At 66.4% G+C, this 23156-nt stretch carries 22 protein-coding genes; 12 read left to right on the forward strand and 10 right to left on the reverse strand.

The features are described from left to right. Positions 1 to 2: 2 nt before the first annotated feature. Positions 3 to 2195 (forward strand): DNA helicase II, encoded by a 2193-nt coding sequence (gene uvrD, locus AC5P5S_RS12045; protein ID WP_062605328.1) that lies wholly within the window; start codon positions 3 to 5, stop codon positions 2193 to 2195. Positions 2196 to 2237: 42 nt separating this feature from the next. Next, positions 2238 to 2564 (forward strand): low molecular weight protein tyrosine phosphatase family protein, encoded by a 327-nt coding sequence (locus AC5P5S_RS12050; RefSeq protein ID WP_062605330.1) that lies wholly within the window; start codon positions 2238 to 2240, stop codon positions 2562 to 2564. 24 nt (positions 2565 to 2588) lie between these two features. Here the strand turns inward: AC5P5S_RS12050 and AC5P5S_RS12055 are convergent, their stop codons facing one another. After that, complete coding sequence (locus AC5P5S_RS12055; RefSeq protein WP_060380864.1) at positions 2589 to 3215, reverse strand: YajG family lipoprotein; 627 nt, start codon at positions 3213 to 3215, stop codon at positions 2589 to 2591. 143 nt (positions 3216 to 3358) lie between these two features. Between AC5P5S_RS12055 and AC5P5S_RS12060 the strand changes: the two genes are divergently transcribed. Further along, positions 3359 to 3913, forward strand: coding sequence for a hypothetical protein (locus tag AC5P5S_RS12060; RefSeq protein ID WP_049417909.1), 555 nt, complete (start codon positions 3359 to 3361; stop codon positions 3911 to 3913). Positions 3914 to 3961: 48 nt separating this feature from the next. Here AC5P5S_RS12060 and AC5P5S_RS12065 read toward each other — a convergent pair whose 3' ends face one another. After that, entirely contained in the window at positions 3962 to 4108 is a 147-nt protein-coding gene (locus tag AC5P5S_RS12065) for a hypothetical protein (RefSeq protein WP_005411630.1), read from the reverse strand. A gap of 183 nt (positions 4109 to 4291) precedes the next feature. On the opposite strand from AC5P5S_RS12065, the gene AC5P5S_RS12070 reads away from it, so the two are divergent. After that, positions 4292 to 4738 (forward strand): universal stress protein, encoded by a 447-nt coding sequence (locus tag AC5P5S_RS12070; protein ID WP_005411629.1) that lies wholly within the window; start codon positions 4292 to 4294, stop codon positions 4736 to 4738. Positions 4739 to 4994: 256 nt separating this feature from the next. Here the strand turns inward: AC5P5S_RS12070 and AC5P5S_RS12075 are convergent, their stop codons facing one another. Next, positions 4995 to 5279 (reverse strand): DUF2782 domain-containing protein, encoded by a 285-nt coding sequence (locus tag AC5P5S_RS12075; RefSeq protein WP_005411628.1) that lies wholly within the window; start codon positions 5277 to 5279, stop codon positions 4995 to 4997. Between the two features lie 98 nt (positions 5280 to 5377). On the opposite strand from AC5P5S_RS12075, the gene polA reads away from it, so the two are divergent. Continuing rightward, positions 5378 to 8152 (forward strand): DNA polymerase I, encoded by a 2775-nt coding sequence (gene polA / locus AC5P5S_RS12080; RefSeq protein ID WP_062605332.1) that lies wholly within the window; start codon positions 5378 to 5380, stop codon positions 8150 to 8152. A gap of 340 nt (positions 8153 to 8492) precedes the next feature. Further along, positions 8493 to 8972, forward strand: a complete 480-nt coding sequence (locus tag AC5P5S_RS12085; RefSeq protein WP_062605334.1) for a DUF421 domain-containing protein — start codon at positions 8493 to 8495, stop codon at positions 8970 to 8972. Between the two features lie 42 nt (positions 8973 to 9014). Here the strand turns inward: AC5P5S_RS12085 and AC5P5S_RS12090 are convergent, their stop codons facing one another. The 7 genes from AC5P5S_RS12090 to AC5P5S_RS12120 form a co-directional block, all read right to left on the reverse strand. Next, positions 9015 to 10178 (reverse strand): hypothetical protein, encoded by a 1164-nt coding sequence (locus AC5P5S_RS12090; RefSeq protein WP_062605336.1) that lies wholly within the window; start codon positions 10176 to 10178, stop codon positions 9015 to 9017. 95 nt (positions 10179 to 10273) lie between these two features. Beyond that, positions 10274 to 11170 (reverse strand): oxygen-dependent coproporphyrinogen oxidase, encoded by an 897-nt coding sequence (gene hemF, locus AC5P5S_RS12095; protein WP_005411624.1) that lies wholly within the window; start codon positions 11168 to 11170, stop codon positions 10274 to 10276. A gap of 54 nt (positions 11171 to 11224) precedes the next feature. Then, on the reverse strand, positions 11225 to 12838 hold the full coding sequence (locus tag AC5P5S_RS12100) for a hypothetical protein (RefSeq protein WP_087803149.1): 1614 nt from the start codon (positions 12836 to 12838) through the stop codon (positions 11225 to 11227). 37 nt (positions 12839 to 12875) lie between these two features. Continuing rightward, positions 12876 to 13997: a hypothetical protein gene (locus tag AC5P5S_RS12105; RefSeq protein ID WP_062605340.1), complete on the reverse strand. Its 1122-nt coding sequence runs from the start codon at positions 13995 to 13997 to the stop codon at positions 12876 to 12878. Between the two features lie 33 nt (positions 13998 to 14030). Continuing rightward, positions 14031 to 14591, reverse strand: a complete 561-nt coding sequence (locus tag AC5P5S_RS12110; RefSeq protein ID WP_062605342.1) for a hypothetical protein — start codon at positions 14589 to 14591, stop codon at positions 14031 to 14033. A 30-nt stretch (positions 14592 to 14621) separates the two neighbouring features. Further along, entirely contained in the window at positions 14622 to 15041 is a 420-nt protein-coding gene (locus AC5P5S_RS12115) for an NUDIX hydrolase (RefSeq protein ID WP_062605344.1), read from the reverse strand. Beyond that, on the reverse strand, positions 15038 to 17410 hold the full coding sequence (locus AC5P5S_RS12120) for a S9 family peptidase (RefSeq protein WP_062605346.1): 2373 nt from the start codon (positions 17408 to 17410) through the stop codon (positions 15038 to 15040). Before AC5P5S_RS12120 ends, AC5P5S_RS12115 begins: the two co-directional genes overlap by 4 nt. Before the next feature lie 168 nt (positions 17411 to 17578). Between AC5P5S_RS12120 and AC5P5S_RS12125 the strand changes: the two genes are divergently transcribed. From AC5P5S_RS12125 to AC5P5S_RS12150, 6 genes are all read left to right on the forward strand, one after another. Beyond that, positions 17579 to 17908, forward strand: coding sequence for a hypothetical protein (locus AC5P5S_RS12125; protein ID WP_043034435.1), 330 nt, complete (start codon positions 17579 to 17581; stop codon positions 17906 to 17908). Positions 17909 to 17945: 37 nt separating this feature from the next. Continuing rightward, positions 17946 to 18599 (forward strand): RNA polymerase sigma factor, encoded by a 654-nt coding sequence (locus AC5P5S_RS12130; RefSeq protein ID WP_062605348.1) that lies wholly within the window; start codon positions 17946 to 17948, stop codon positions 18597 to 18599. Further along, complete coding sequence (locus AC5P5S_RS12135) at positions 18596 to 18811, forward strand: hypothetical protein (protein ID WP_099497356.1); 216 nt, start codon at positions 18596 to 18598, stop codon at positions 18809 to 18811. The genes AC5P5S_RS12130 and AC5P5S_RS12135 overlap by 4 nt, the downstream gene beginning before the upstream one ends. A 321-nt stretch (positions 18812 to 19132) precedes the next feature. Beyond that, positions 19133 to 20428 (forward strand): ABC transporter permease, encoded by a 1296-nt coding sequence (locus tag AC5P5S_RS12140; protein WP_231098186.1) that lies wholly within the window; start codon positions 19133 to 19135, stop codon positions 20426 to 20428. A 1-nt stretch (position 20429) separates the two neighbouring features. Then, positions 20430 to 21629: an ABC transporter permease gene (locus tag AC5P5S_RS12145; RefSeq protein WP_062605354.1), complete on the forward strand. Its 1200-nt coding sequence runs from the start codon at positions 20430 to 20432 to the stop codon at positions 21627 to 21629. A gap of 129 nt (positions 21630 to 21758) precedes the next feature. Continuing rightward, positions 21759 to 23156, forward strand: a complete 1398-nt coding sequence (locus AC5P5S_RS12150; RefSeq protein WP_495276320.1) for a cytochrome ubiquinol oxidase subunit I — start codon at positions 21759 to 21761, stop codon at positions 23154 to 23156.

Raw genomic sequence — 23156 nt, forward strand, 5'->3', positions numbered from 1 at the left:
GCATGGATGTCTCCCACCTGCTTGATGGCCTGAACCCGGCCCAGCGCGAAGCCGTCTCCGCTCCCCCCGGCCACCACCTGGTGCTGGCCGGTGCCGGTTCCGGCAAGACCCGCGTACTCACCCACCGCATCGCCTGGCTGCATGAAGTCGAAGGCGTGCCGACCCACGGCATTTTCGCGGTGACCTTCACCAACAAGGCGGCCGGTGAAATGCGCCACCGCATCGACGCGCAGCTGCCCAATGGCAGCCGCGGCATGTGGATCGGCACCTTCCACGGCCTGGCCAACCGCCTGCTGCGCCTGCATTGGCAGGACGCCAAGCTGCCCGAAGGCTTCCAGGTGATGGATTCAGATGATCAGCTGCGGCTGGTCAAGCGCGTGGTGCAGGCGCTGGAACTGGACGACGGCAAGTACCCGGCCAAGCAGATCGCCTGGTGGATCAACGAACAGAAGGATGAGGGTCGCCGCCCGCAGCACATCCAGCCCGAGCCGCATGATGCGTGGCTGGAAACCATGCGCCAGGCCTACATCGAGTACCAGGCGCGCTGCGACCGCGCCGGCCTGGTCGACTTTGCCGAGCTGCTGCTGCGCGCGCACGAACTGCTGCGCGACAACCCGGCGCTGCTGGCGCACTACCGCGCCCGCTTCCGCGAGATCCTGGTGGACGAGTTCCAGGACACCAATGCCATCCAGTACGCCTTCGTGCGCGTGCTGGCCGGCGATTCCGGCCACGTGTTCGTGGTCGGCGACGATGATCAGGCCATCTACGGCTGGCGCGGTGCCAAGGTCGAGAACGTGCAGGGCTTCCTGCGTGATTTCCCAGGTGCGCAGACCATCCGCCTGGAACAGAACTATCGCTCCACTGCCAACATCCTCGGCGCTGCCAATGCGGTGATCGCGCACAACCCGGATCGCATCGGCAAGCAGCTGTGGACCGACAGTGGCGACGGAGAACCGATTGACCTGTACGCGGCGTACAACGAGATGGACGAGGCGCGCTACATCGTCGAGCGTGCCCGCCAGTGGGTGCGCGACGGTGGCAGCTACACCGAAGTGGCCGTGCTCTACCGCAGCAACGCGCAGTCGCGCGCGCTGGAAGAGGCGCTGCTGAGCGAACAGGTGCCCTATCGCGTGTACGGCGGCATGCGCTTCTTCGAACGTGCCGAAATCAAGGACGCGCTGGCTTACCTGCGCCTGCTGTCCAACCGCAACGATGACGCCGCCTTCGAGCGCGCGGTCAACACGCCTACCCGGGGCATCGGCGACCGCACGCTGGACGAAGTGCGCCGCGAGGCGCGCGCGCAGGGCATCTCGCTGTGGGAAGCAACGATGCTGGTCACCCAGGGCAACGCGCTGGCCGCACGCGCGCGCAATGCACTGGCCGGCTTCCTGGGGCTGGTCAACGAGCTGCAGGCGCAGACCGTGCACATGACCCTGGCCGAGCGCGTGGACCACGTGCTGGCCCGCTCGCAGCTGCGCGAGCACTGGAGCAAGGAAAGCCGCAATTCGCTGGATTCGGAATCGCGCACCGACAACCTCGACGAACTGGTCTCGGTCGCTTCGCGCTTCGTGCGCCGCGCCGACGACATCGAGGAAGTGGGCGAGGACATGGACGAGCTGGTCGCGTTCCTGGCCTACGCCGCGCTGGAGGCCGGTGAAGGCCAGGCGCAGGCCGGCGAGGACGGCGTGCAGCTGATGACCCTGCATTCGGCCAAGGGCCTGGAATTCCCGCTGGTGTTCCTGGCGGGCATGGAAGACGGCCTGTTCCCCAGCGCACGTTCGCTGGAGGAAAGCGGGCGGCTGGAGGAAGAGCGCCGCCTGGCCTACGTCGGCATCACCCGCGCGCGCCAGAAGCTGGTGCTGAGCTATGCCGAGTCGCGCCGCATCCACGGCCAGGACAACTACAGCCTGCCGTCGCGCTTCCTGCGCGAGATCCCGCGCGAACTGCTGCACGAAGTGCGCCCGAAGGTGCAGGTCTCGCGGCCGGCCTCGATGGGCGCCAGCCGGGTGATGGGCCATGCCTCGATCGAGGCGCCGCCAGTCAAGCTCGGCGCGCTGGTCACCCATCCCAAGTTCGGCGAAGGCATGGTGACCGACTACGAAGGCAGCGGCGCCCACGCCCGCGTGCAGGTCGAGTTTGCCGACGCCGGCAGCAAGTGGCTGGTGATGGCGTATGCCAACCTGACGGTGATCTGATCGCCGTCGAGGAGTGGCTGGAACACCTGTAGAGCCGAGCCCATGACCCGCAACGTGCTCTTCCTCTGTAGCCAGAACCGCCTGCGCAGCCCGACGGCCGAGCAGGTGTTCGCCGAGTGGCCGGGCATCGAAACCGCATCGGCCGGGTTGCTGGCCGACGCGGATGAAGTGCTCAGCCCGGAGCTGCTGCAGTGGGCGGACCTGGTGTTCGTGATGGAGAAGGCGCACCGCAACCGCCTGTCCAGCCGCTACAAGACATGGATGAACGGCAAGCGGGTGATCTGCCTGGATATTCCGGACGACTACGAGTACATGGACCCGGTGCTGGTGGAGCTGCTCAAGCGCAAGGTGACCCCGTTCCTGCGCTGACCGCCAGCTCTGAAGAGCCGAGCGTCAGTCCTGCGCCTTTGAACCGGCCGCCGCATCCTGTTCGGACATCGACTGCTGCAGGCTGCTGGTGAAACTCTTTACCGCGCGCTCCAGTGCGATCTCCCAGTTCTCCCGCGAGGCCACCTGGAAGATGTTTGCTCCGTGGCCGGAAGCCGTGAAGGTGCGCGTCTGCCCGTCCTTGCGCGCCGTCACCTGCACCGCGATGTCTGCAAGCATCTGCTGGGTGTACGTCGCTGCGCGCCAAACATTCACCGGAGAACTTACCGAAAGATCGGTCAGCGTAGCCTCCAGGCGCGTGCACGACGCTTCGCAGTTGTCTGCAGTCCGGTAACCCATGTTGCGCAGGGCCTGGATCATGATCTCGCGGGCCTTGTCCGAGGCCGTGGACGTCTCCAGTTCCACCAGCACACCATTGCCGGCACGGATGACACCGCCGATGTTCTTTGCGCGCGCTGCCGATTGCACCTGCGGGAAGTACTGGGGGCGGTTGTCGCGCACCGACGCAACCACTACCACCGGACCCTGTTCCGGGTTCACCCGGATGTCGGGCACGTTCACGCGCACCACTTCGGTGCGGATGCCGCAGCCGGTGAGCAACAACAGCAGTGCCGGTGCAATGATCGACTTCATGTATTCCCCCTGTTGGAATGGTGTCCTTGCGCCGCGCATTATCAGCTCGGCTGACAGACAGGGGGAGTGGCTTTGGTCAGGGAGACGCAGCCGGGCACGGCTCGGTCCTACAATAGGCGGCGACATCTTCCAGGAACGCCTCCATGACCGAACCCACGCTGCACGTCACCGTGAAGTTGAACGCCCGGCTGCAGCCGGAGCATCGCCACGAACTGTTCGAAGATCCGCTCGATGCGCTGCTGCAGGCGGCCCAGGTGGGCGAGCTGACTGGCGGCGGCACCGCGATGTCCGATCTCGGCGAGGTCGAATACGGTGATATCGAAGTTGCCCTGGTCGATGCGGCCGGCGTGCCGAAGCTGATCGATCTGCTGGAACAGCTGGGTGCACCGAAGGGTTCGCAGCTGCAGGGCGCGGGTGAAGCCGACCGCAGCTTCGGCGTGACCGAAGGCCTGGGCATCTACCTGGATGGCCTGAACCTGCCGGACGAAGTCTACGAGCAGTGCGATTCCAACCATGTGTTCGAACAGCTGTCGGAGAACATCGACGGCCTGGGCGAGATCTGCAGCTGGTGGCAGGGCCCGACCGAAACCGCGCTGTACATGTACGGCGAATCGTTCGAAGCGATGCGTGATGCGATTGCCGGATTCGTGGGCAGCTATCCGCTGTGCCAGAACGCACGCGTGGTGCAGATCGCCTGAAGGTAGGGGCGCTGTAGAGTCGAGCAAGCTCGACTCTACGGCAGCAGGTTATCGGCCGGCTGACTGCCGGGCGTTGTCGCGCAGCGCCATGTCCTTGCCGATCTGGTAGCCGCCGAACAGCACCGCCAAGGCGATGATCGCGGCGACCATGATGGACTTCTGGGAACTCCAAACGGGCGGCTTGTTGTCCTGCATGTCGGTCATCCTTGAGCGCGGCAGTGCGCCGCCCGCCGAGCATGCGCCGCCCGACCGGTGCGTGCAAGCGGGCGGTGCGCACGCCCCTGCACGGCGCCGGATTGATTCTGCTCAAGGCACGGCCTGCACATCCGGTGTGCAATGGTGTCGTTCCCATCTGGCAGATCGCTACGGAGCCCCACCATGTACAAGCGCATCCTGATTGCCACCGACGGATCCGAGCTGGCCGACAAGGGCCTGGCCAAGGGCCTGGAGCTGGCCAAGGACCTCAATGCCGAGGTCGATATCGTGACTGTTTCCGAGCCATGGGCCGTCGGCATGTACGATGCCATGGGCTGGAGCGTGGGCTACATGAACAGCCCGGAGTACAAGGCCGACCGCGAGGAAGGTGCGCAGAAGGTGCTGCAGCCGGCGCTGGCCAAGGCGGCCGAGCAGGGCATCACCGCCAATCCGGTGCACGTGCTGGACCGCTACGCGGCTGACGGCATCATCGAGACCGCCGGCGAGCGCAACAGCGATCTGATCGTGATGACCTCGCACGGCCGCCGTGGCGTGACCCGCGTGCTGCTGGGCAGCCAGACCGCCGAAGTGCTGGCACGCAGCACGCTGCCGGTGCTGGTCATCCGCTGATCCACACCACTGATTCAAGCGTTCCCGGGGAGGGGACCCGACGCCGGCCGCAGGATGCGCGCCGGCGTTGTTTTTTGTCGGGGATCGGGGGGCGGATCCACGCATGGCGTGGATCTACTGATAGGCGGTCACCCACGCATGGCGTGGATCCACGTTCGTTGTCCCGGTAGATCCACGCCATGCGTGGATGGGCCGTGCCGATGGCCTTGAGGGGTCAGAGCCCTTTCCTGTGGAGAGGGATCCGACCCCGGTCACATCACCAGCTGTACAGCTTCCAGTACACCGGCGACACACCGTCCTTGTCGTTGTCGAAACGGCCATCGCCGTTCTTGTCGTACATGTAGAACGGAGCACCGCGCGATGGCGTCACCTTGACCATGCGCAGCTGGCCGGACACACGGTATTCCTCGATGACATCGCCGTTGTCCATGGTGCGCTTGGAGACATCGGCGCCCTTGACGTCCACCGGGGGAGCACCTGCGCCACCCATGCTGGCGCAGCCAGCGAGCAGGAGCAGGGAAGCCAGCATCAGGGTCTTCATCGGCGGGGGCCTTTGCCTGGAGAGAGCCCTGATTATGCCCCATCGCCAGGTGCGTGCCGTGTCGTCGCGGTGCAGGCACGGGCGCGTAGAATCGGCCCATGAGCAGATTAGTCCTGATCGACGGGTCCAGTTACCTGTACCGCGCGTTCCACGCGCTGCCGCCCCTGTCCAATGCACAGGGTGAACCCACTGGCGCACTGTTCGGCGTGGTCAACATGCTGCGTTCGACGCTGAAGGAGCGCCCGGCCTACGTCGCGTTCGTGGTCGATGCGCCCGGCAAGACCTTCCGTGACGACCTGTACGACCAGTACAAGGCCAACCGCCCGCCGATGCCCGATGAGCTGCGCAGCCAGGTCGAGCCGATGTGCCGCATCGTCGAGGCGCTGGGCATCAGCATCCTGCGCGTCCCCGGCGTGGAAGCCGACGATGTGATCGGCACGCTGGCCCTCCAGGGCCTGGCGCAGGACCTGAAGGTGACCATTTCCACCGGCGACAAGGACTTCGCCCAGCTGGTGCGCCCGGGCATCGAGCTGGTCAACACCATGACCGGCAGCCGCATGGATTCGGACGCGGCGGTGATGGAGAAATTCGGCGTGCGCGCCGACCAGATCATCGACCTGCTGGCGCTGATGGGCGACGCGGTCGACAACGTGCCGGGCGTCGAGAAGTGCGGGCCGAAGACCGCTGCCAAGTGGCTGGCCGAGTACCAGCACCTGGATGGGGTGATGGCGGCCGCGCCCACCATGAAGGGCAAGATCGGCGAAAACCTGCGCGCGGCGCTGGAGCGCCTGCCGCTGAACCGCGAGCTGGTGACCATCCGCACCGACCTGGCGCTGGACGCCAGCCCGACCACGTTGGCCCTGCGCGAGCAGGACGTGCCGGAGCTGACCGAGCTGTATGCGCGCTACGGCTTCACCCAGGCGCTGAAGGAGCTGGGTGCGCCGGTGCCGGCACCGGTGGCCGCCAGCGAGGCGACCCCGAGCCTGCGCGGCACTGCGGCCGGCTTCGCGCGTGGCAGCGTCGAGGCGCCCGCCGCCGGCACGCTGGATCCGGCACTGTCCGCGCCGGGTGAATACGAGACCGTGCTGAGCGCCGAGCAGCTGCAGGCCTGGGTCGAACGCCTGCAGCAGGCCGACCTGATCAGCTTCGATACCGAAACCGATGCGCTGGACGCGATGCGTGCGCGGCTGGTGGGCATCAGCCTGGCGGTCGAGCCGGGCAGGGCGGCGTACATTCCGGTCGGCCACGATTACCCGGGTGCGCCGGCCCAGCTGTCGATGCAGCAGGTGCTGGACGCACTGCGCCCGGTGCTGCAGGACCCGGCGAAGAAGAAGCTGGGCCAGCACGGCAAGTACGACCTGCACGTGCTGCGCCGCCACGGCGTGCAGGTGCAGGGCTACCACGACGACACCATGCTCGAGAGCTTCGTGCTCAATTCCACCGCCACCCGCCACGACATGGATTCGCTGGCGCTGCGCTACCTGGGCTACAGCACCATCAAGTTCGAGGACGTGGCCGGCAAGGGCGCCAAGCAGATTCCGTTCTCGCAGGTGGGCATCGACGAGGCCAGCCGCTACGCCGCCGAGGACGCCGACATCACCCTGCGCCTGCACCACGCGCTGCAGCCGCAGCTGCTGGCCGAGCCGGCGCTGGACAGCGTTTACCGCGGCATCGAGATGCCGCTGGTGCCGGTGCTGGCCAGCATCGAAGCCAACGGCGTGCGGGTCGACACCGACGAACTGCGCCGGCAGAGCCAGGACCTGTCTTCGCGCATGCTGGCCGCGCAGCAGAAAGCCACCGAGCTGGCCGGGCGCAGCTTCAACCTGGATTCGCCCAAGCAGCTGCAGGCGGTGCTGTTCGACGAGTTGAAGCTGCCGGCGGTGGTGAAGACCCCCAAGGGCCAGCCCAGCACCAATGAAGAGGCGCTGGAGGCGATTGCCGACCAGCACGAGCTGCCGCGCGTGATCCTGGAGTACCGCGGGCTGGCCAAGCTGCGCAGCACCTACACCGACAAGCTGCCGGAGATGGTCAACCCGGATACCGGCCGCGTGCATACCAGCTACCACCAGTCCGGAGCCGCCACCGGCCGCCTGTCCTCGTCGGACCCGAACCTGCAGAACATCCCGATCCGCACCGAGGACGGCCGTCGCATCCGCCGTGCGTTCGTGGCGCCGGAGGGCTTCCAGCTGCTGGCGGCCGACTATTCGCAGATCGAACTGCGGATCATGGCCCACCTGTCCGAGGACCCGGGCCTGGTGCGTGCCTTCGAGCAGGGCGCCGACGTGCACCGTGCCACCGCCGCCGAGGTGTTCGGGCGCACGCTGGAGGAAGTGACCCCGAACGAGCGCCGCGCCGCCAAGGCGATCAACTTCGGGCTGATGTACGGCATGAGCGCCTTCGGCCTGGCCCGCAACCTGGGCATCGACCGTGGCCAGGCGCAGGACTACGTGGCGCTGTACTTCAGCCGCTACCCGGGCGTGCGCGATTTCATGGAGCGGATGCGCCAGCAGGCCCGCGACCAGGGCTATGTGGAAACCCTGTTTGGTCGTCGCCTGTACCTGAACGACATTCATGCACGTAACCAGGGCCTGCGCGCCGGTGCCGAACGCGCGGCGATCAACGCGCCGATGCAGGGCACCGCCGCCGACATCATCAAACGCGCGATGGTGGACGTGGACCAGTGGCTGCGTGACAGCGGCGCACCGGCACGGATGATCCTGCAGGTGCACGATGAACTGGTGTTCGAAACCGAAAGCAGTTTCGTTGAAGACTTGCGTTTGCAGGTGGTCGAGCGCATGTCGCAAGCGGCCAAACTGCGGGTGCCGCTGGTGGTCGATACCGGCGTCGGCAACAACTGGGACGAAGCGCACTGAGGGCATTTCAGGCCGAAAACGACGTGAATTCGTTCATTCGTCAGAGGTTTCTGACTCGATCATGAATGTTGTCCTGATCGAGGTTCATTAAATTGGGCCCCTTCACGAACCGTTAGTGTTCGGAGTGCTTCTATAACTCTCGACAGGCGCAACGCCTGTTGTGGATCTCTCCCATCCCCTGGAGCAGATCTCGGAACGGGGACTCCTCCCCAAGTGCCCGTTCCCCGGCCCCGTTGACCTCCCCCTGGTCAGCGGGGCTTTTTATTTGTGCCGCCGCAGCACCAGAGATGGGGTCAGATCCTTGGTGCTAGGCTGGGCTACCGTTCCACAGGGGAAGACCATGCCCGACCTGTTCGCACTGGCAATGCCGTGGTGGGAGTTCATCCTGCGCGCGGTGGTGGTCTATGTCGTGGTGCTGGGCATGGTCCGGCTTGGCGGCAAGCGGGCTCTAGGGCAGATCACGCCCTTCGACGTGCTGTTGATCGTGCTGCTGGGCAATGCGGTGCAGAACGCGCTGCTGGGCACCGATACCTCGCTGGGCGGCGGCCTGCTGCTGGCCGCGACCCTCATCCTGCTCAACTATGGGGTGGGCTGGCTGACCATCCGGAATCGACGCATGGAGCGGATGATCGAAGGAGAACCTACCGTAATCGCGCGCGATGGCCGGCTTTTGGAGGGTGTTCTCCGCCGCGAACTGATCAGCCGGGCCGATTTCGATGCTGCGTTGCGCCAGCAGGGTGGCCTGCGGATCGAGGATGTGCAGATCGCCCTGCTGGAGACGACCGGGCACATCACCATCCTTCCGCGAAAGGGCACCTGATCGTGCAGCACCGAGCATGGGCTCGGCGCTACAGGGCATCATTCACGGTGTGCAGCGGGTAGTGCCGGCTGCCGGTTTGCGCTCGTAATAGGCGAATCGATTGCCGCTGTCGATACCGACCAGGTTGCCGTTCTGCAGCAGCTGCAGCACGAAGTCGCTGCCGATATCGCGGTGGATGAGGATGCGGCCATCGCGCAGGCTTGCCCGCAGTGGCTGTTCGCGGCCACCGGCCTCAACCACACCACCCTCGAGGAAACGCAGCTGCGACAGCACGCTGCGCTCGGCTTCAAAGCTGCCACAGGGCAGTGCGGCAGCCGGCACCGGCGTGAGCGCTGCCGCGGGGGCGGTGGCGAGAACGGCAAGGTCCTTGGCCGGACCGCAGGCCGGGGCATCCGCGCGCTGTGCACAGGATCGCTGCAGCGCATCGCGGGCCTGCTGCAGGCGGCCACTGCTCCACAAGGTTTCGGCGGTGTCGGCGCAGAACGTTTCGCCCTGTTGCACGCGGCAAAGGTCGATCAGTTCATCAAGCTGTGCAGGTGGCAGAGGCGCATCCACGGAATGCTGCAGGCCGAGCAGGGCCTTGCCCATCATTTCCGAGGCAATCTCCTTGGCTGCCGTCATGCAACCCTCGGCGTCGAACGAGGGCAGCTCCTCCCTGCAGATCTCGGGAATCGGCGGTTCTTCCTCTCTGGGCGCTGCGTCCCTGGCCTGCTGCTGGTAGGTCTCCAGCAGGCGCATGCAGGCTGCGCCCACGCCCTCGGCGCACCAGGCGTGCAGTTTCACGGGTGCGGCCTCTGGCAGCGCCTCCAGGCACTCGGAGGTGTTCATCACGCAACCGTCCTCGACGGGCTGCGGCATCGTCTTGCAGGCGGCGGCGTGCTCACGGGTGAACTCGCGATAGGGCGTGCTGATCGTGCGGTCGTTGTCCGAGAAGTACCAGTTTTCCAGCTGGCCCGTGGACAGGTTGCCGGTACCGAGCACGTCTTCCTGGCGGGCGATGCGCAGCTCCTCGGTGGCCTGGTAGGGGCCGGACAGGAAGCCGTGGCCTTCGCTCTCCAGGGTCAGCGTGGTGTTGCCGCTGCTGTCCTTGTAGGTGCCGCAGGCCATCGACTGCGCGGCGGCCGGCAGGCTGGCCGAGGCCAATGCAAGCAACAGCAGGGAGCGCCAGCCCGCAGCGCGGGGGCGGGGGGAAACAGCGGCGGGCATGGGGTCATCCTTGAAGGAAGTGAGCAGGGACTGTCCGGTGCAGGGCGCACCACAGGCAGGAGAGGGCGCCACGGGTCAGGCGTGGCGCCGGAAGATCAGAGCCAGTCGCGCGGCACCAGATAGTCGGCCAGGCGCGCCTCGGCGCTGCCCGCTTCCGGGACGAAGCCGTACTCCCAGCGCACCCGCGGCGGCAGGCTCATCAGGATGCTCTCGCTGCGGCCGCCGCTCTGCAGGCCGAACAGCGTGCCGCGGTCGTAGACCAGGTTGAACTCCACGTAGCGGCCGCGGCGGTACAGCTGGAACTCGCGCTCGCGCTCGCCATGCGCGGTGTCCTTGCGCTGCTGCACGATCGGCAGGTAGGCGTCGAGGAAACCATCGCCGACCGCACGCAGATAAGCGAAATCGCGCTCGAAGTCGCCGTGCAGGTCGTCGAAGAACAGCCCGCCGACGCCGCGCGTTTCATTGCGGTGGCGCAGGAAGAAGTACTCATCACACCAGCGCTTGTGCGCGGCATAGCGTTCGTCGCCGAACGGAGCACACAGATCGCGTGCCACCTTGTGCCAGTGCTGCACGTCCTCGTCGAACGGATAGAACGGGGTCAGGTCGAAGCCGCCGCCGAACCAGCTGGCCACCACTTCACCGTCGCGCTGTGCCTGGAAGAAGCGCACGTTGGCATGGGTGGTCGGCACGTAGGGGTTGAGCGGGTGGAACACCAGCGACACGCCGGTGGCGCGCCAGGAGGCGCCGGCCAGTTCCGGGCGGTTGGCCGAGGCCGACGGCGGCAGGCGGCTGCCGGACACATCGGAAAAGCCGATACCGGCCTGCTCGAACACCGCGCCGTCGCGCAGCACGCGGGTGCGCCCACCGCCGCCCTCGGCACGCTGCCACAGGTCTTCCTGGAAGCGGGCCCGGCCATCGACGGCCTCGATCGCCGCACAGATGCGGTCCTGCAGGTCGGTGAGGTAGGCGCGCACGCGCTCGAATTCGTTCATGGCGCGTACTTTACCGCAGGGCCCGCCCGAAGCTGCGGACAGGCCCTGGCCGGCTCAGCGCTTGCGGTTGGAATGGCGTGGCGGCGGGGTGTCGTCTGATGCCGCGTCATCGGCCGCCTTCTGCAGCGCGCGGCCCAGATCGATCAGTTCCCAGTTCTGGGTGCCGAGCACGTCGCAGGCCACGTGCAGGCCACTGCGGTCGGCCTTGCACAGCCGGTCCAGCAGTGCATGTGCATCCACCTCGGCATCGTTGCCCTGGGCCGTGACCAGGTTCTCGCAGCCCTCGCGGACGCCGGCGCGGCAGACCGTGGTGTAGTGCTCGGCGGCCTGCAGCCAGTGCCCGGACAGCGCAAGGCGGTTGCCGAGTACGTTGCAGCCCTGCAGCTTGCCCTGCGCGCAGCAGGCTTCCGCCCCGCCGGCAGCGAGCGCCTGCGGGCAATCCTGGGGTAGCGGCAGCACGGTGTACTGCTTCGGTGCACTGCAGCGGCCCGGGCCATCGCCAGTGGGGGTGAACACCTGGAAGCGGGTCCAGGTATCCAGGCCCAGCAGTTGGCCGCCAGGCAGCGGACGCAGCACGAAGTCGCCGCCCCTGTCGTGGCGGATGCGGATGTCGCCCTCTTCGACGCGGGCGCGGAGATGACTGTTCCAGCCAACGCCGACCAGGCCGTTGTCACCGAAGTCCAGCGTGTCCATCAGACCGCCATCGGCCCGGTAGTTGCCGCAGGGCAGGGCCGTTGCCGGTTGCGGTTGCAATGATGCGCCCAGCGCCTGCAACGCCGGCAGACGCTCGCAGGTGGCGGTGTCGTTGCCCGGTGTACAGGCCGCAGCCAGCGCCTGCACCGCCAGCAGGGGATCTCCCGCGTCCCAGGACAGTTCGGCCACCCGCTCGCAGAAGCCGCCATGCGCTACCTCGCGGCACAGCCGCAACAACTGTTGCCGCCGCTCAGCCGGAATGATCACCGGCACGGTCGGCGCCGTCATCGTCACCATGGCTTCGGTCATGGCTGCCGTCATCGCGGCCTTGACCAGCTGCGCCTGCACTGCGGGGTCGGCCTCGAGCGCGGCGGCACATGCCGGGGTTTCCTGTTCGAAGCCACCGTTGTCACAGGCAGCGGGGAGCTTGATACCGGACAGGGCGGCGTCGAGGGCCGCCTTCTGCTGGACAGGATCGGCTTCGACGACAGGTTTAGCCTCCTCATGCCAACGATCAGCCAGTTGCAGGCACATGCCGGGCACGCCTTCCCGGCACCCTGCTTCCAGCGCGGCCGGAGTGGCTTCGTGACGGTTGTCCAGGCAGGCCACGGCATTGGCCAGGCAGCTGCCTTCAGCCGGTGTGGCTGCGGCGGCGCACTGTTCGGGGGCCAGCAGGATGTAGGTCGTGCCATCCACCTCGACCGTGCGGCCACGGTCGCGCACCTGCAGCGCGCTGGGCAGGCCATGTTCCAGGTTCACCAGTTGCAGCTTTCCGTCGATCTGCTGGAACGCGACCGGAGACGGCGCACTGCCGAAGTGCTTCTGTTCGCCACGGTTGGGTGAGCTGATGCGCAGCGTGCTGCTGCCTTCGTCAGCCTTGAACAGGCCGCATTGCGGTGACTGTGCGGCGGCCGTCGGTGCGGCCAGCAGCAGCGCCCAGGCCAGCCACCGGCGGCGCGGTGCGGGTGAATGCATGTCGTCTCCTTGACGATCGAACGGGAAACTCCAGGCGCTACGGCGAACCACGGCCCTCGCGCGGGGGCGTGCATTGTGCCGTGCCGGGCACGGGCTGGTAACGCTGGTAGGCGGTCTGCGCATCCATGCCGAGCAGATCGCCGTTGCCGAACTGGCGCAGCACAACGGTTTCGCCGTTCTGCTGCAGGTGGATGGCGCCGTTCTGCAGGTGGGCCCGGGTGCCATCGCCGAAGTCGAGCCTGTCGATCACGCCTCCATCGGCCTGGTAGCGGCCGCAGGGCACCTGCTGGGCCGGGACGAGGCGCAGGTCGGCGCCGGGACCGCGCAGCGGTGCAATGCGTTCGCAGGCGCTGGTGCGGCCGGCATCGCAGACTACCTGCAGCGCCTGCACCGCCAATGCGGGCTCCAGCGCGATCAGTTGCTGTGCGGCTACTTCCACGCAGAAGCGGCCACTGCGGTGCTGCAGGCACAACTGCTGCAGGCGATCGCGTGCAGCGGCCGGAAGCGGTGAATCCGGCATGTTTTCGTCTTCCTGTTGCAGGCGTTCACCGACCTTCTGCATGGCGGCGGCCAGCGCATCGCCGGTCAGCGTCTCGCAGGCCTGCGGGTCATGGCCGGGCGTGTGTTCGCGGCAGATGGGGGGGCGTTCGAAGCGCGCGGGGCTGGTGTCATCGCTGCCGGCTACGGTTGTTCCATCGCGAAGCTGGCGCAGCAGCGTCGAGCAGCCCGCGCCAACGCCTTCGCTGCACGCACGCTGGGCCTGGCCGGGTGAGGCCGTGGGCAGCCGTGCAACGCAGTGGCTGCCAGCGGCGCGGCAGCTGCCATCCATCGCGCTGGGCTCGCTGGCGCAGGCGCGGGGCTGGCGCAGGGTGTAGAGCACCACCCCGTCGTGCTCGATGCGCTGCCCATCGGCGCTGATCCGGATCGGCTGCGCCACGCCATCGTCGAGCATGACCAACCGCGTCTGTGCCGCACCGCGATCAACCCACAGCGGCTGCGGCTCGCTGCCATCATCGTGGTGGTAGCCGCTGCCGGGAGTGGTGAACACCAGCGTCATGCCGCCATCGGCGCTGCGGTACTCGCCACATTGCAGCGCATCGGCGCCGGCAGGCAGCGCAGTCAACAGCAGCAATGCGGGGAGAAGGGTCGGCAAGCGCAAGCGACGGTCCTTGTCGTGCGGGAAGGGTGTGGCTCAGTGGAAGCGCGAGCGGAGGTCCGGCCGCAACAGGCGCCAGGCCAGCCAGCCCTGCAGGCCGAGGAGCACCAATGACATGGCCACCACGGTCAGCGTGATCAACCAGCGTTTCAGATGGAGTTCCTGCTGCAGGACGGCGTCGTCGGAGAGAAACGGGATGACGTCACGCATGAACAGGTCCAACCAGCCGGCGATCGCAAAGTTGGCCAATGCGCTCAGCAGCAAGATCACCACAAAGCTCCACAGGCCCCAGCTGCGCTCGCGCAGCAGGCCCCAGCTGGCCAGCGTCGAGGCCAGGCACAGCAGCGCGGCAATCATCGACGCGGCCACCGGATGCGCCAAAAGCCAGATCAGGCTGTGCAGGTGCTGGTCTTGTACTTCCCTCTCAACCAGATGCCAGATCGGAAGGTTGTGCAGCGGCCACAGCAGCAGCCCCTGCATCACGAAGTACACCGTGAGCAGCAGCGACAGCCAGAACGAAGCGTGTGCGATCGGGCGCACCCAGGCGTGATAGGTCGGCTGGACCAGCGAGGGAATCGGCGGGATCGACATTGACATCCGGTGTCCTTGCAATCGGTGCCCGCGCGATCAGCGGGCCGTCACCCGGGTGGCGACGGCCGGCAGGATATGGTGTTCGCTCAACGGTGCCAAGGGCTGGCCATGCGGCGGCTGCAGTGGCACCCAGGCCAGTTCGGCGATCTCGGCACATGCCTGTGGCGTGCCGTCCACCCGCACCCACCAGGCCTTTGCCTGCACGCGATGGCCGGGTTCGTTCACCGCCCAATCCTCAAAGGTGCCCAGCGCGATGGCGGTTTCGGCGCACAGCTGCACACCGAGTTCTTCGTCCAGTTCGCGGCCCAGCGCCTGCAGCGGCGCTTCGCCGGGTTCGGGCTTGCCGCCCGGTTGGATGAAGCGGCTGGCGCCGTGCTTGCGTACTACCAGCGCCCGGCCGCGGTCATCCAGGATGACCGCGGCCACGATGTGGATCGTGGCCGCGGCGTTGCTCACTTCAGGTTCTGCTCGAACAGCTTGAGGATGCGCTTGTACTGGTCCAGCCAGGAATCGGCGCGCACATAGCCGTGGCGCTCCAGCGGGTACGGTGCGATCGACCAGTTGTCCTTGTGCAGTTCGATCAGGCGCTGGGTCAGGTTCACCGAGTCCTGGAAGAACACGTTGTCATCCATCATGCCGTGGGCGATCAGCAGGTTGTCCTGCAGGTTCTGCGCGTATTCGATCGGCGAGGACACGCGGTACGCCTCCGGATCGATGTCCGGGGTATTGAGGATGTTGCTGGTATAGCCGTGGTTGTACTGGTGCCAGTCCACCACCGGGCGCAGCGCGGCGCCGGCCTTGAACGTGCCCGGCGAGCGGAACAGGGCCATGAAGGTCATGAAGCCGCCGTAGGAACCACCGTAGATGCCGGCATGGTCGCGGTCACCCTGCTGGGTGTCGACCAGCCAGTCCAGGCCGTCCTTGTAGTCTTCCAGTTCCGGGTGGCCCATGTTGCGGTAGATCGCCGTACGCCAGTCGCGGCCGTAGCCCTCGCTGCCGCGGTAATCCATGTCCAGCACGATGTAGCCCTTCTGCACCAGCAGGTTGTGGAACATCTGCTCGCGGAAGTAGGCCGGGTAGCGCTGGTGCACGTTCTGCAGGTAGCCGGCGCCGTGCACGAACATCACGATCGGGTACTTCTTCCCCGGTTCCTTGTTTTCGGGCTCGTAGTACTTGGCCCAGACCACGCCGGCGCCATGCTTGGACGGCACCGCCACCAGCTTCGGCTGGATCCACTGGCGCGCCTTGAACTCGGCAGTGCGGGTGTCGGTCAGCACGCGGGCCTGGCCTGCGCCGGTGCTCGGTACCACGGCCAGCTGCGCCGGCAGGTAGGCGCCGGAGTAGCGCACCAGCAGCTGCTGGCCGTCCGGCGACAGCGAGAAGTCTTCCACGCCGTTGAGGCTGGTCAGCTCGCGCACTTGGCGGCTGCCGGTGTCGACCGCGCAGACTTCGTAGTCATGCGGCGCCTGCTGGTTGCACAGGAAGTAGAAACCCTTGCCGTCGGCCGACAGCACCGGCGCCGAGGTTTCCCACTTGCCGCTGGTCAGCGCCTGCGGCTTGGCCGTACCGGACTGGGTATACAGGTGCGAGAAGCCTGATTCCTCCGACAGCAGCCACAGCGTGCGGCCATCGGCCATCCAGCCGAAATCATTGAAGCCCCAGTTGATCCAGGCGTTGTCGGTCAGGCGATGGCGGTTCTGCACGCGGCCGTCGGCGGCGTTGATGCTGACGATCCAGCGGTCCTTGTTGTCGTTGGCACGCAGCATCACCGCGGCCTGCTGGCCATCGGGGCTCCAGCGGATGCCACCGCCCATGAAGTCGCTCATCACCTGCAGGCTGCGCTCGCCCTTCAGCGCGTCCTTGCCGGCCTTGCGGCGCAGCTCGGCCAGCGGATCGGTGCTGATGCCCGGCAGGCCGGCCAGCGAAACCTTCTCGGCCTTGCCGGTGCGCACGTCCACGTACCACAGCGTGTGCGGCTCGAAGCCGTTACGGCCGACGCGGGTGCGGGTGTCCTCGGTTTCCTCGTAGCCCGACTCGGTCACGTACAGCGGCATCTTGCCGCCACGGCCGTCATCGAAGTCCTTCGGCTTGGTCACCACGACCAGGTGGGTCAGGTCAGGCGACAGCACGCTGTCGGCGATCTCCACGTCGGCGCCCAGGTACACCGGGCCCGGCGCGCGGGTCGGGTCAGCCTGGCGCCAGCGCTGGTCCTGGTCCTTCAGTGCTTCGCGCTGGTCACGGTCGCGGCGAAGGGTTTCCAGCGTGCGCAGCTGCTGGTCGCGCAGCACGTCGGCCTTCGGCGGTGTACGCGGATCCTTTTCGGCCTTCAGGCTGGCCACCTGCTGCACGCCGCTGGCGGCGGCCCAGTGGAACCAGTTCTGGCCGACGCGCCAGATCACGCCATTGTCGGCGGCAAAGTTCACGTTGCCCGCGCGCTCGTTGCTGCGGGTCAGCTGCGTCAGCGCGCCGCTGCGCAGGTCGCGCACGAACACGTCGCCATTGCGCACGAAGGCGCTGCGGCTGCGGCTGCGGTCGTAGACCGGCTCGGCCACGTCCAGGGTGCCGCGCTGGTCATCGGCCACCTGCGCGGCCACGCCACCGGCCACCGGCTGGCGGAAGGTATCGCGCACCGGGCTGCCGTTGCGCTTGAGCTGGTACTCCACCTGCTGGCTGTTCCACGACCACCAAGCCTTCTCGACTGGCGGGCCGATCCAGTCCGGGTCGGCCATGGCCTGTTCGATGGTGATCGGCGTCGGCGCGGCATGCGCGGCCGGTGCGGCCAGCACGGCCGACAGCAGGAGGGACAGGGGCAGCACTCGGGACATGGGCGGACGGCACCAGTAGAGGAAAACCGGCCAAGCGTAGCAGCCGCAAGGGCCAGAGGCAGGGGCCACAGGTCATGGCAGCGGAATCGGCAAAGTAGTGCAACCGCTGGCCGGCCTCGCGCATCCATTCTCCTGAACCCGCATCATCCACCGAACAGGAGCCCGACCATGCAGGAACTGATCCCGATCACCCTCTTCATCTGCATCGCCTACGCGATCCACGCCATTGCCGATGCCCGCGCGCGTAGCAAGCTGGTGGCCCCGCACGTGCCCGAGGAAGTGATCCGCTCGCTGGCCGTGCTGGAAGAAGAGCGCCGCCGCCAGGGCGCGCTGCGCTGGGGCATCAGCCTGGTCTGCCTGGCGCTGGCCATGGCCCTGCTGGAAGCGATGGGTGCCCGTGACCTGACCTTCGGCGCCGCCGCCGCACTGGTCGGCAGCGCCGGCCTCGGCCAGCTGCTGGCCTGGCACTTCACCCGTCCCGCCGTCCGCAAGGGCTGAGCCGGAACATGCCACGGGCACAGGGGGCGCCCCGTAGATGAGCCTGTTCGGCGAAGCATTGTCGGCACTGCGGGGCCGTCGCCGTCACGATGCAGCGGCGACGGCGGCACCCGCCGCACCGCTGGACGCGGACCAAGCCCTGGTGCGGGCCATCATCGATGGCTCGCAGGTGGCGTTTTCGCAGCTGGTCGAGACCCATCAACGGACCTGCGCGCATGTGATCGGGCGCATGGTGGGCGATCGTGATCAGGTGGCCGACCTGCTGCAGGAAACTTTCCTTGCGGTGTTCCGCCAGCTGCACCGGTTTCGTTTTGAATGCTCGCTGCGCACCTGGGTATCCCGGGTCGCTTACACCACGGCGCTGCAGCACCTGCGCCGGCGGCGGCTGGAGGCGCAATGGATGGTGGCCGTGGAGGTGCCGGAGGAACTGGGTGTCGGCGATGAAGGCCCGGGCCCGGTTGAGTTGAGCGAGGCGCTGCAGGCAGGGCGCCAGCTCGGCGCGGCGCTGGAACGGCTGAGTGCACCGCAGCGCCTGATCGTCGGCCTGCACTACCTGGAGGATTTCGATCTGGCCGAGATCGAACAGGTGACCGGGCTGGCCCGCGGTACCATCAAGAGCCACCTGTATCGCGCGCGCCACGTCCTGAAGCAGGAACTGACGCGGCGTGCTGCCGCCGGAGAACTGCTGTGAACCCATCGACCGACCCTCGTGATGCGGAAGAGCGCGCGCTGGCGCAGGCGTTGCGTGAGCAGGTGCAGCGGGAAGAAACGCCGGATGTGAGTGAGGCGCTGCAGAAGCGCATTGCCGCTGAGTCACGCGACAGTGGCGTGGGCTATGTGGTGGTTCAGGTGCTGTTGTTTGGCGCGCTGCTGGCTGCAGCGGCCTGGTACTTCTGGGTCTAGAAGAACATTGACGCCCGCAACTGCTTTGGGACGCTTCTTCCTCCAACTTCCGATCAGATATCCAAGCGTCGGGCGTTGTCTCCACGTCGGCAGTTGGCCTTTCCCGTCAGACTCCGTCACGTCGGCCTCGTCATCAGTGGCAGTCGCTCTATTCAGGGTCCGCGAGCTACGTGTGTTTCCTGAGGAAAGTTGCAGACTCCATGCCTCCGCTTGAGTCGGAGTTTCACAATCAGAGACTCTCAACCATCAGCTTCCACGGGTATGGAGTGAGAATCACATGGACAGGTGCGCCAGTAATCCAACGCCGGATGCAATTGGATGATGCTCTACTACATCCAGCTTTCGCTTGCCCGATTCAAGCAACGAATCGGCACTCATCTGGCAATCGCTCTCATGCTGGGTGCGGGGGTGGGGATCACGATCGTGATGCTCTCCATTGTTCTCCAGGCATCGTCGGATCCCGCGCCAGGCCGGAGCTCCGCATTGTTCCGCCCGTACCTTGACGCGCGTCCAGATGCCCTGCGCAGTGGTTCCCCGGATCCGGGACAGGCACTGACCTGGCCGGATGCGAAGGCGCTTCTGGGCCAGGGGAGGTCGTGGAAGCAGGCCGCCATGGCGGGCGGGGCGGTGACGCTCTCCCGGCCGGGAGCCTCCAGCGCAAGGCTGCGTGCGAGATTCGCAACGCCCGAAGTGTTCAGTGTTCTTGGCATTGCTGTTGTTCAAGGGCGCGCATGGACCGCCGAGGAGGGGCATGCTGCGAGTCGTATAGTGGTACTGTCGCGTGCGCTTGCTGAGCGCGAGTGTGCGCAGGACTGTGTTGGTCATCGGTTGGAACTGGGCAGGCGCACCTACACTGTTGTGGGTGTCGCGGAGGATTGGCATCCGGTGCCGATGTTTCAGGGAGATCTCACACGCCGGCCGTTTGTGGAACCTGACGAGATCTACCTGCCGGTTGAGACCGCAATCGCGGACAGGCTGACTGTTGTGGATGGGACGGCGATCTGGGGGGGTGACCAGGACACGGACCCTGCAGGAGCCAACGTGTCATGGCTCCAATTGTGGGCGTGGCTGCCCACCGCGGACGATGTCGCCGCCTACCGGGCGAATCTGGATGCCTATGCACAGGCAAAGGGCCTTCGGATCGAACCAGGCACCCAGCAGGTGGCACTTTGGCCGTTGATGGAGTGGCTGGACAGGCTGGGATTGGTTCCGGAGCGGGCCAGGATGCAGCTTCGGCTGTCACTGATCCTTCTCGGTGTGTGCATCGTCAACGCGGCGGCGCTGCTGAGCTTCAGTCTGGGGCGCCGTCGGCGGGAGCTCGCGATACGACGTGCACTGGGAGCGCGACGTCGGGACGTGTTCATCCAGCTCATGTGGGAATCCATCGCGGCGGGAGCCGCAAGCAGTGTGCTCGCTGTCGTCACCTACACGCTGGGAATCCGGGTGGTTGCTGCGGGAGACGTTCTGCCCAGCGCGATAACGGCGATGCATGCTGGGGCAATGCTGATGGCCGCTGGCCTGGGAGTCGTCACGACGTTGCTCTGTTCATTGGTCCCGTCGTTTGAAATCTGCAGGGTCAGCTCCCTGTCGAGTGCCTTCGCGAAGGGGGCTGCCTGAAATGTTCGAATCGATGAGGGAGACCCGACGACATTTGGGAAGCGCCGCACTGCTTGCAGTGCAGGCAGCGCTTGCAAGCCTGGCATGTGCGTTCGCACTGCAATCTGCGCTGGACAGCTTCGCCAGATTGAACGCCGGGAGCATCCGGGAGGCAGCATCGATTGGTGTGGTCAGAGTCTCTGATGTCGAAGAAGGCGCGGATGAAGCAGTGCTGCGGGCAGACCTGTCTGCAGCACTGCTGTCCGGTGTTCAGGACACGGTTGTGAGCGACGCTGTTCCGTTCGGGGGAAGAGCCCATCGATACGGCGTATGCACCAGTGAGTCGGCCATGGTGCATTCGATGAACGCGGGCACGGCAGACGTTGCTGGATGTGATCGCGTTCCCGTTGTAACTGCAAGCTCTGGCTTGCTGGCGATGCTGGGCGCGGGAATCGTCCTGGGGCGCGATGCCACGGAGGACGACACGATTGAAGGCGCTCCGGTGGTGCTGATCAGTGAATCGCTGGCTGCCCATCTGTTCGGAACGGGGAATGCTGTTGGCCGCCACCTGTATTTCGGCCCCGGCAGCAGCCGGGTCATCGTGGGCGTATTTGCGTCTGTTGCTGGACCGGCGCCAGGCGGCAATGAGCGGGACTCGCAGTGGGTGCTGCTCCCGGGCCTTCCCATGGGCGCCAGTCGCTATTATCTGGCGAAGTGGAAGTCGGAGGTTGATCGTTCATCGCTTGATCGCACCGCCGATGCGCTGCAGCGGCCTTATCGGATCATGCATCCAGCCGGTGTCGAGACGCTGGCGGGTTATCGCGACGCCTACGTCAAAGCTGATCGCTTCGCTACGACCGTGCTCGCGGTCATGACCGCCGTTGTTCTCGGTGTGCTGATGGCCGGCGTTTCCGGAGTTGTGGGCGCGTGGCTTGATCGGCGCCGGCACTCCATTGGGGTTCGACGGACATTGGGTGCTCGCGGATCCGTGATCTTTGCCGAAATCATGTTCGAGGTTTCACTGTTCACCACGCTGGGCACCCTGCTCGGCGCGTTGTCGTTGCAGTGGGTAGGGTCGCCGCAGGACGGCAGCACAGGTTCACCGTGGTTCTCGATATCGAGCGCTGTCGTGCTGGTGATGGGGGCCTGCTTGACTGCACTGGTACCCCGGGCCCTGCGAATCACCAAGGAGCCGCCCTTGACCCTGCTGAAGCCCCTGTAGCCCATTCATCCTGTCACCCAGCTTCACCTGCGACAAAGTGAAGCAGCGCGTCACCCGGTCGCATCCCGTCTTAACGAAATCCTCCTAAAGTGGTCCGGTATCCCACCGGTCACAGGCAGGAGGCGTCCCTTGGACGCGTTGTTGTTGTCCCGGATCCAGTTCGGATTCGTCATCAGTTTCCATGTGCTGTTCCCCGCCTTCACCATTGGCACGGCCAGCTGGCTGGCCTTCATCGAATGGCGCTGGCTGCGCACCAAGCTGCCCGTGTGGCGCGAGCTGTATTTCTTCTGGCAGAAGATCTTCGCGGTGTCGTTCGGCATGGGCGTGGTCAGCGGCATCGTCATGGCCTTCCAGTTCGGAACCAACTGGCCACGGCTGAGCGAGGTGGCCGGCACGGTCATCGGCCCGCTGCTGACCTACGAAGTGCTGACCGCGTTCTTCCTGGAAGCCAGCTTCCTCGGCGTGATGATGTTCGGCTGGGGCCGCGTCTCGCCGCGCCTGCATTTCCTGTCCACCTGCATGGTGGCGCTGGGCACGCTGTTCTCCACGTTCTGGATCCTGTCGTCCAACAGCTGGCTGCATACGCCGGCCGGCTACGAGATGGTCAACGGCGTGGTGCATCCGGTGGACTGGTGGCAGGTGGTGTTCAATCCTTCGTTCCCGTACCGGCTGGCGCACATGGCGCTGGGTTCGTTCATCACCACCTGTTTCGTGATCGGTGGCGTCGGCGCGTGGTACCTGCGCAAGGGCACGCACGTGGAAGCGGGCCGGCGCATGCTGGTGGCAGCGGTGGCGTTCGCGGCACTGACCGTGCCGGTGCAGATTTTCGTCGGCGACATGCATGGCCTGAACACGCTCAAGCACCAGCCGATGAAGATCGCGGCGATGGAAGCGCACTGGCATGAAACCAAGGAGGGCGAGGGCGTACCGCTGGTGGTGTTCGCGCTGCCGAACGAGAAGGAAGAGCGCAATGATTTCGAAGTTGCCATTCCGAAGCTGGGCAGCGTGATCCTCACCCACAGCCTGGACGGTACCTTCGACCCGCTCACCTCGGTACCGTCCAGCGAGCGGCCGCCGGTGACGCCGGTGTTCTTCGCCTTCCGGATCATGGTCGGGCTGGGCACGCTGATGCTGCTGCTGGCCTGGGTGTCGGCGTTCCAGTTGTGGCGCAGGAAGCTGCTGGATTCGCCGTGGCTGCTGCGCGGCTGGAACTGGATGCTGCCCGGCGGCTTCATCGCGCTGCTGTCCGGGTGGTTCGTCACCGAGATGGGCCGACAGCCGTGGGTGGTGTATGGCGTGCTGCGCACCGCTTATGCGGTCGGCCCGCAGAGCGCGTGGATGACCGCGCTGTCGCTGGCGGTCTACGTCGTTGGCTACGCCTTCGTGTTCGGCTGGGGCATCTGGTACCTGGTGAAGATCCTGCGCCACGGACCGCGTCCGCACGATGATGGGCCGTCGCTGGACCACGGCAGCCACACCCCGGCACGCCCGCTGTCGGCGGCCGACGAACCGCTGGAGGAGCGCTGA

It is taken from the genome of Stenotrophomonas sp. YJH_SMC_54, from assembly GCF_059368435.1.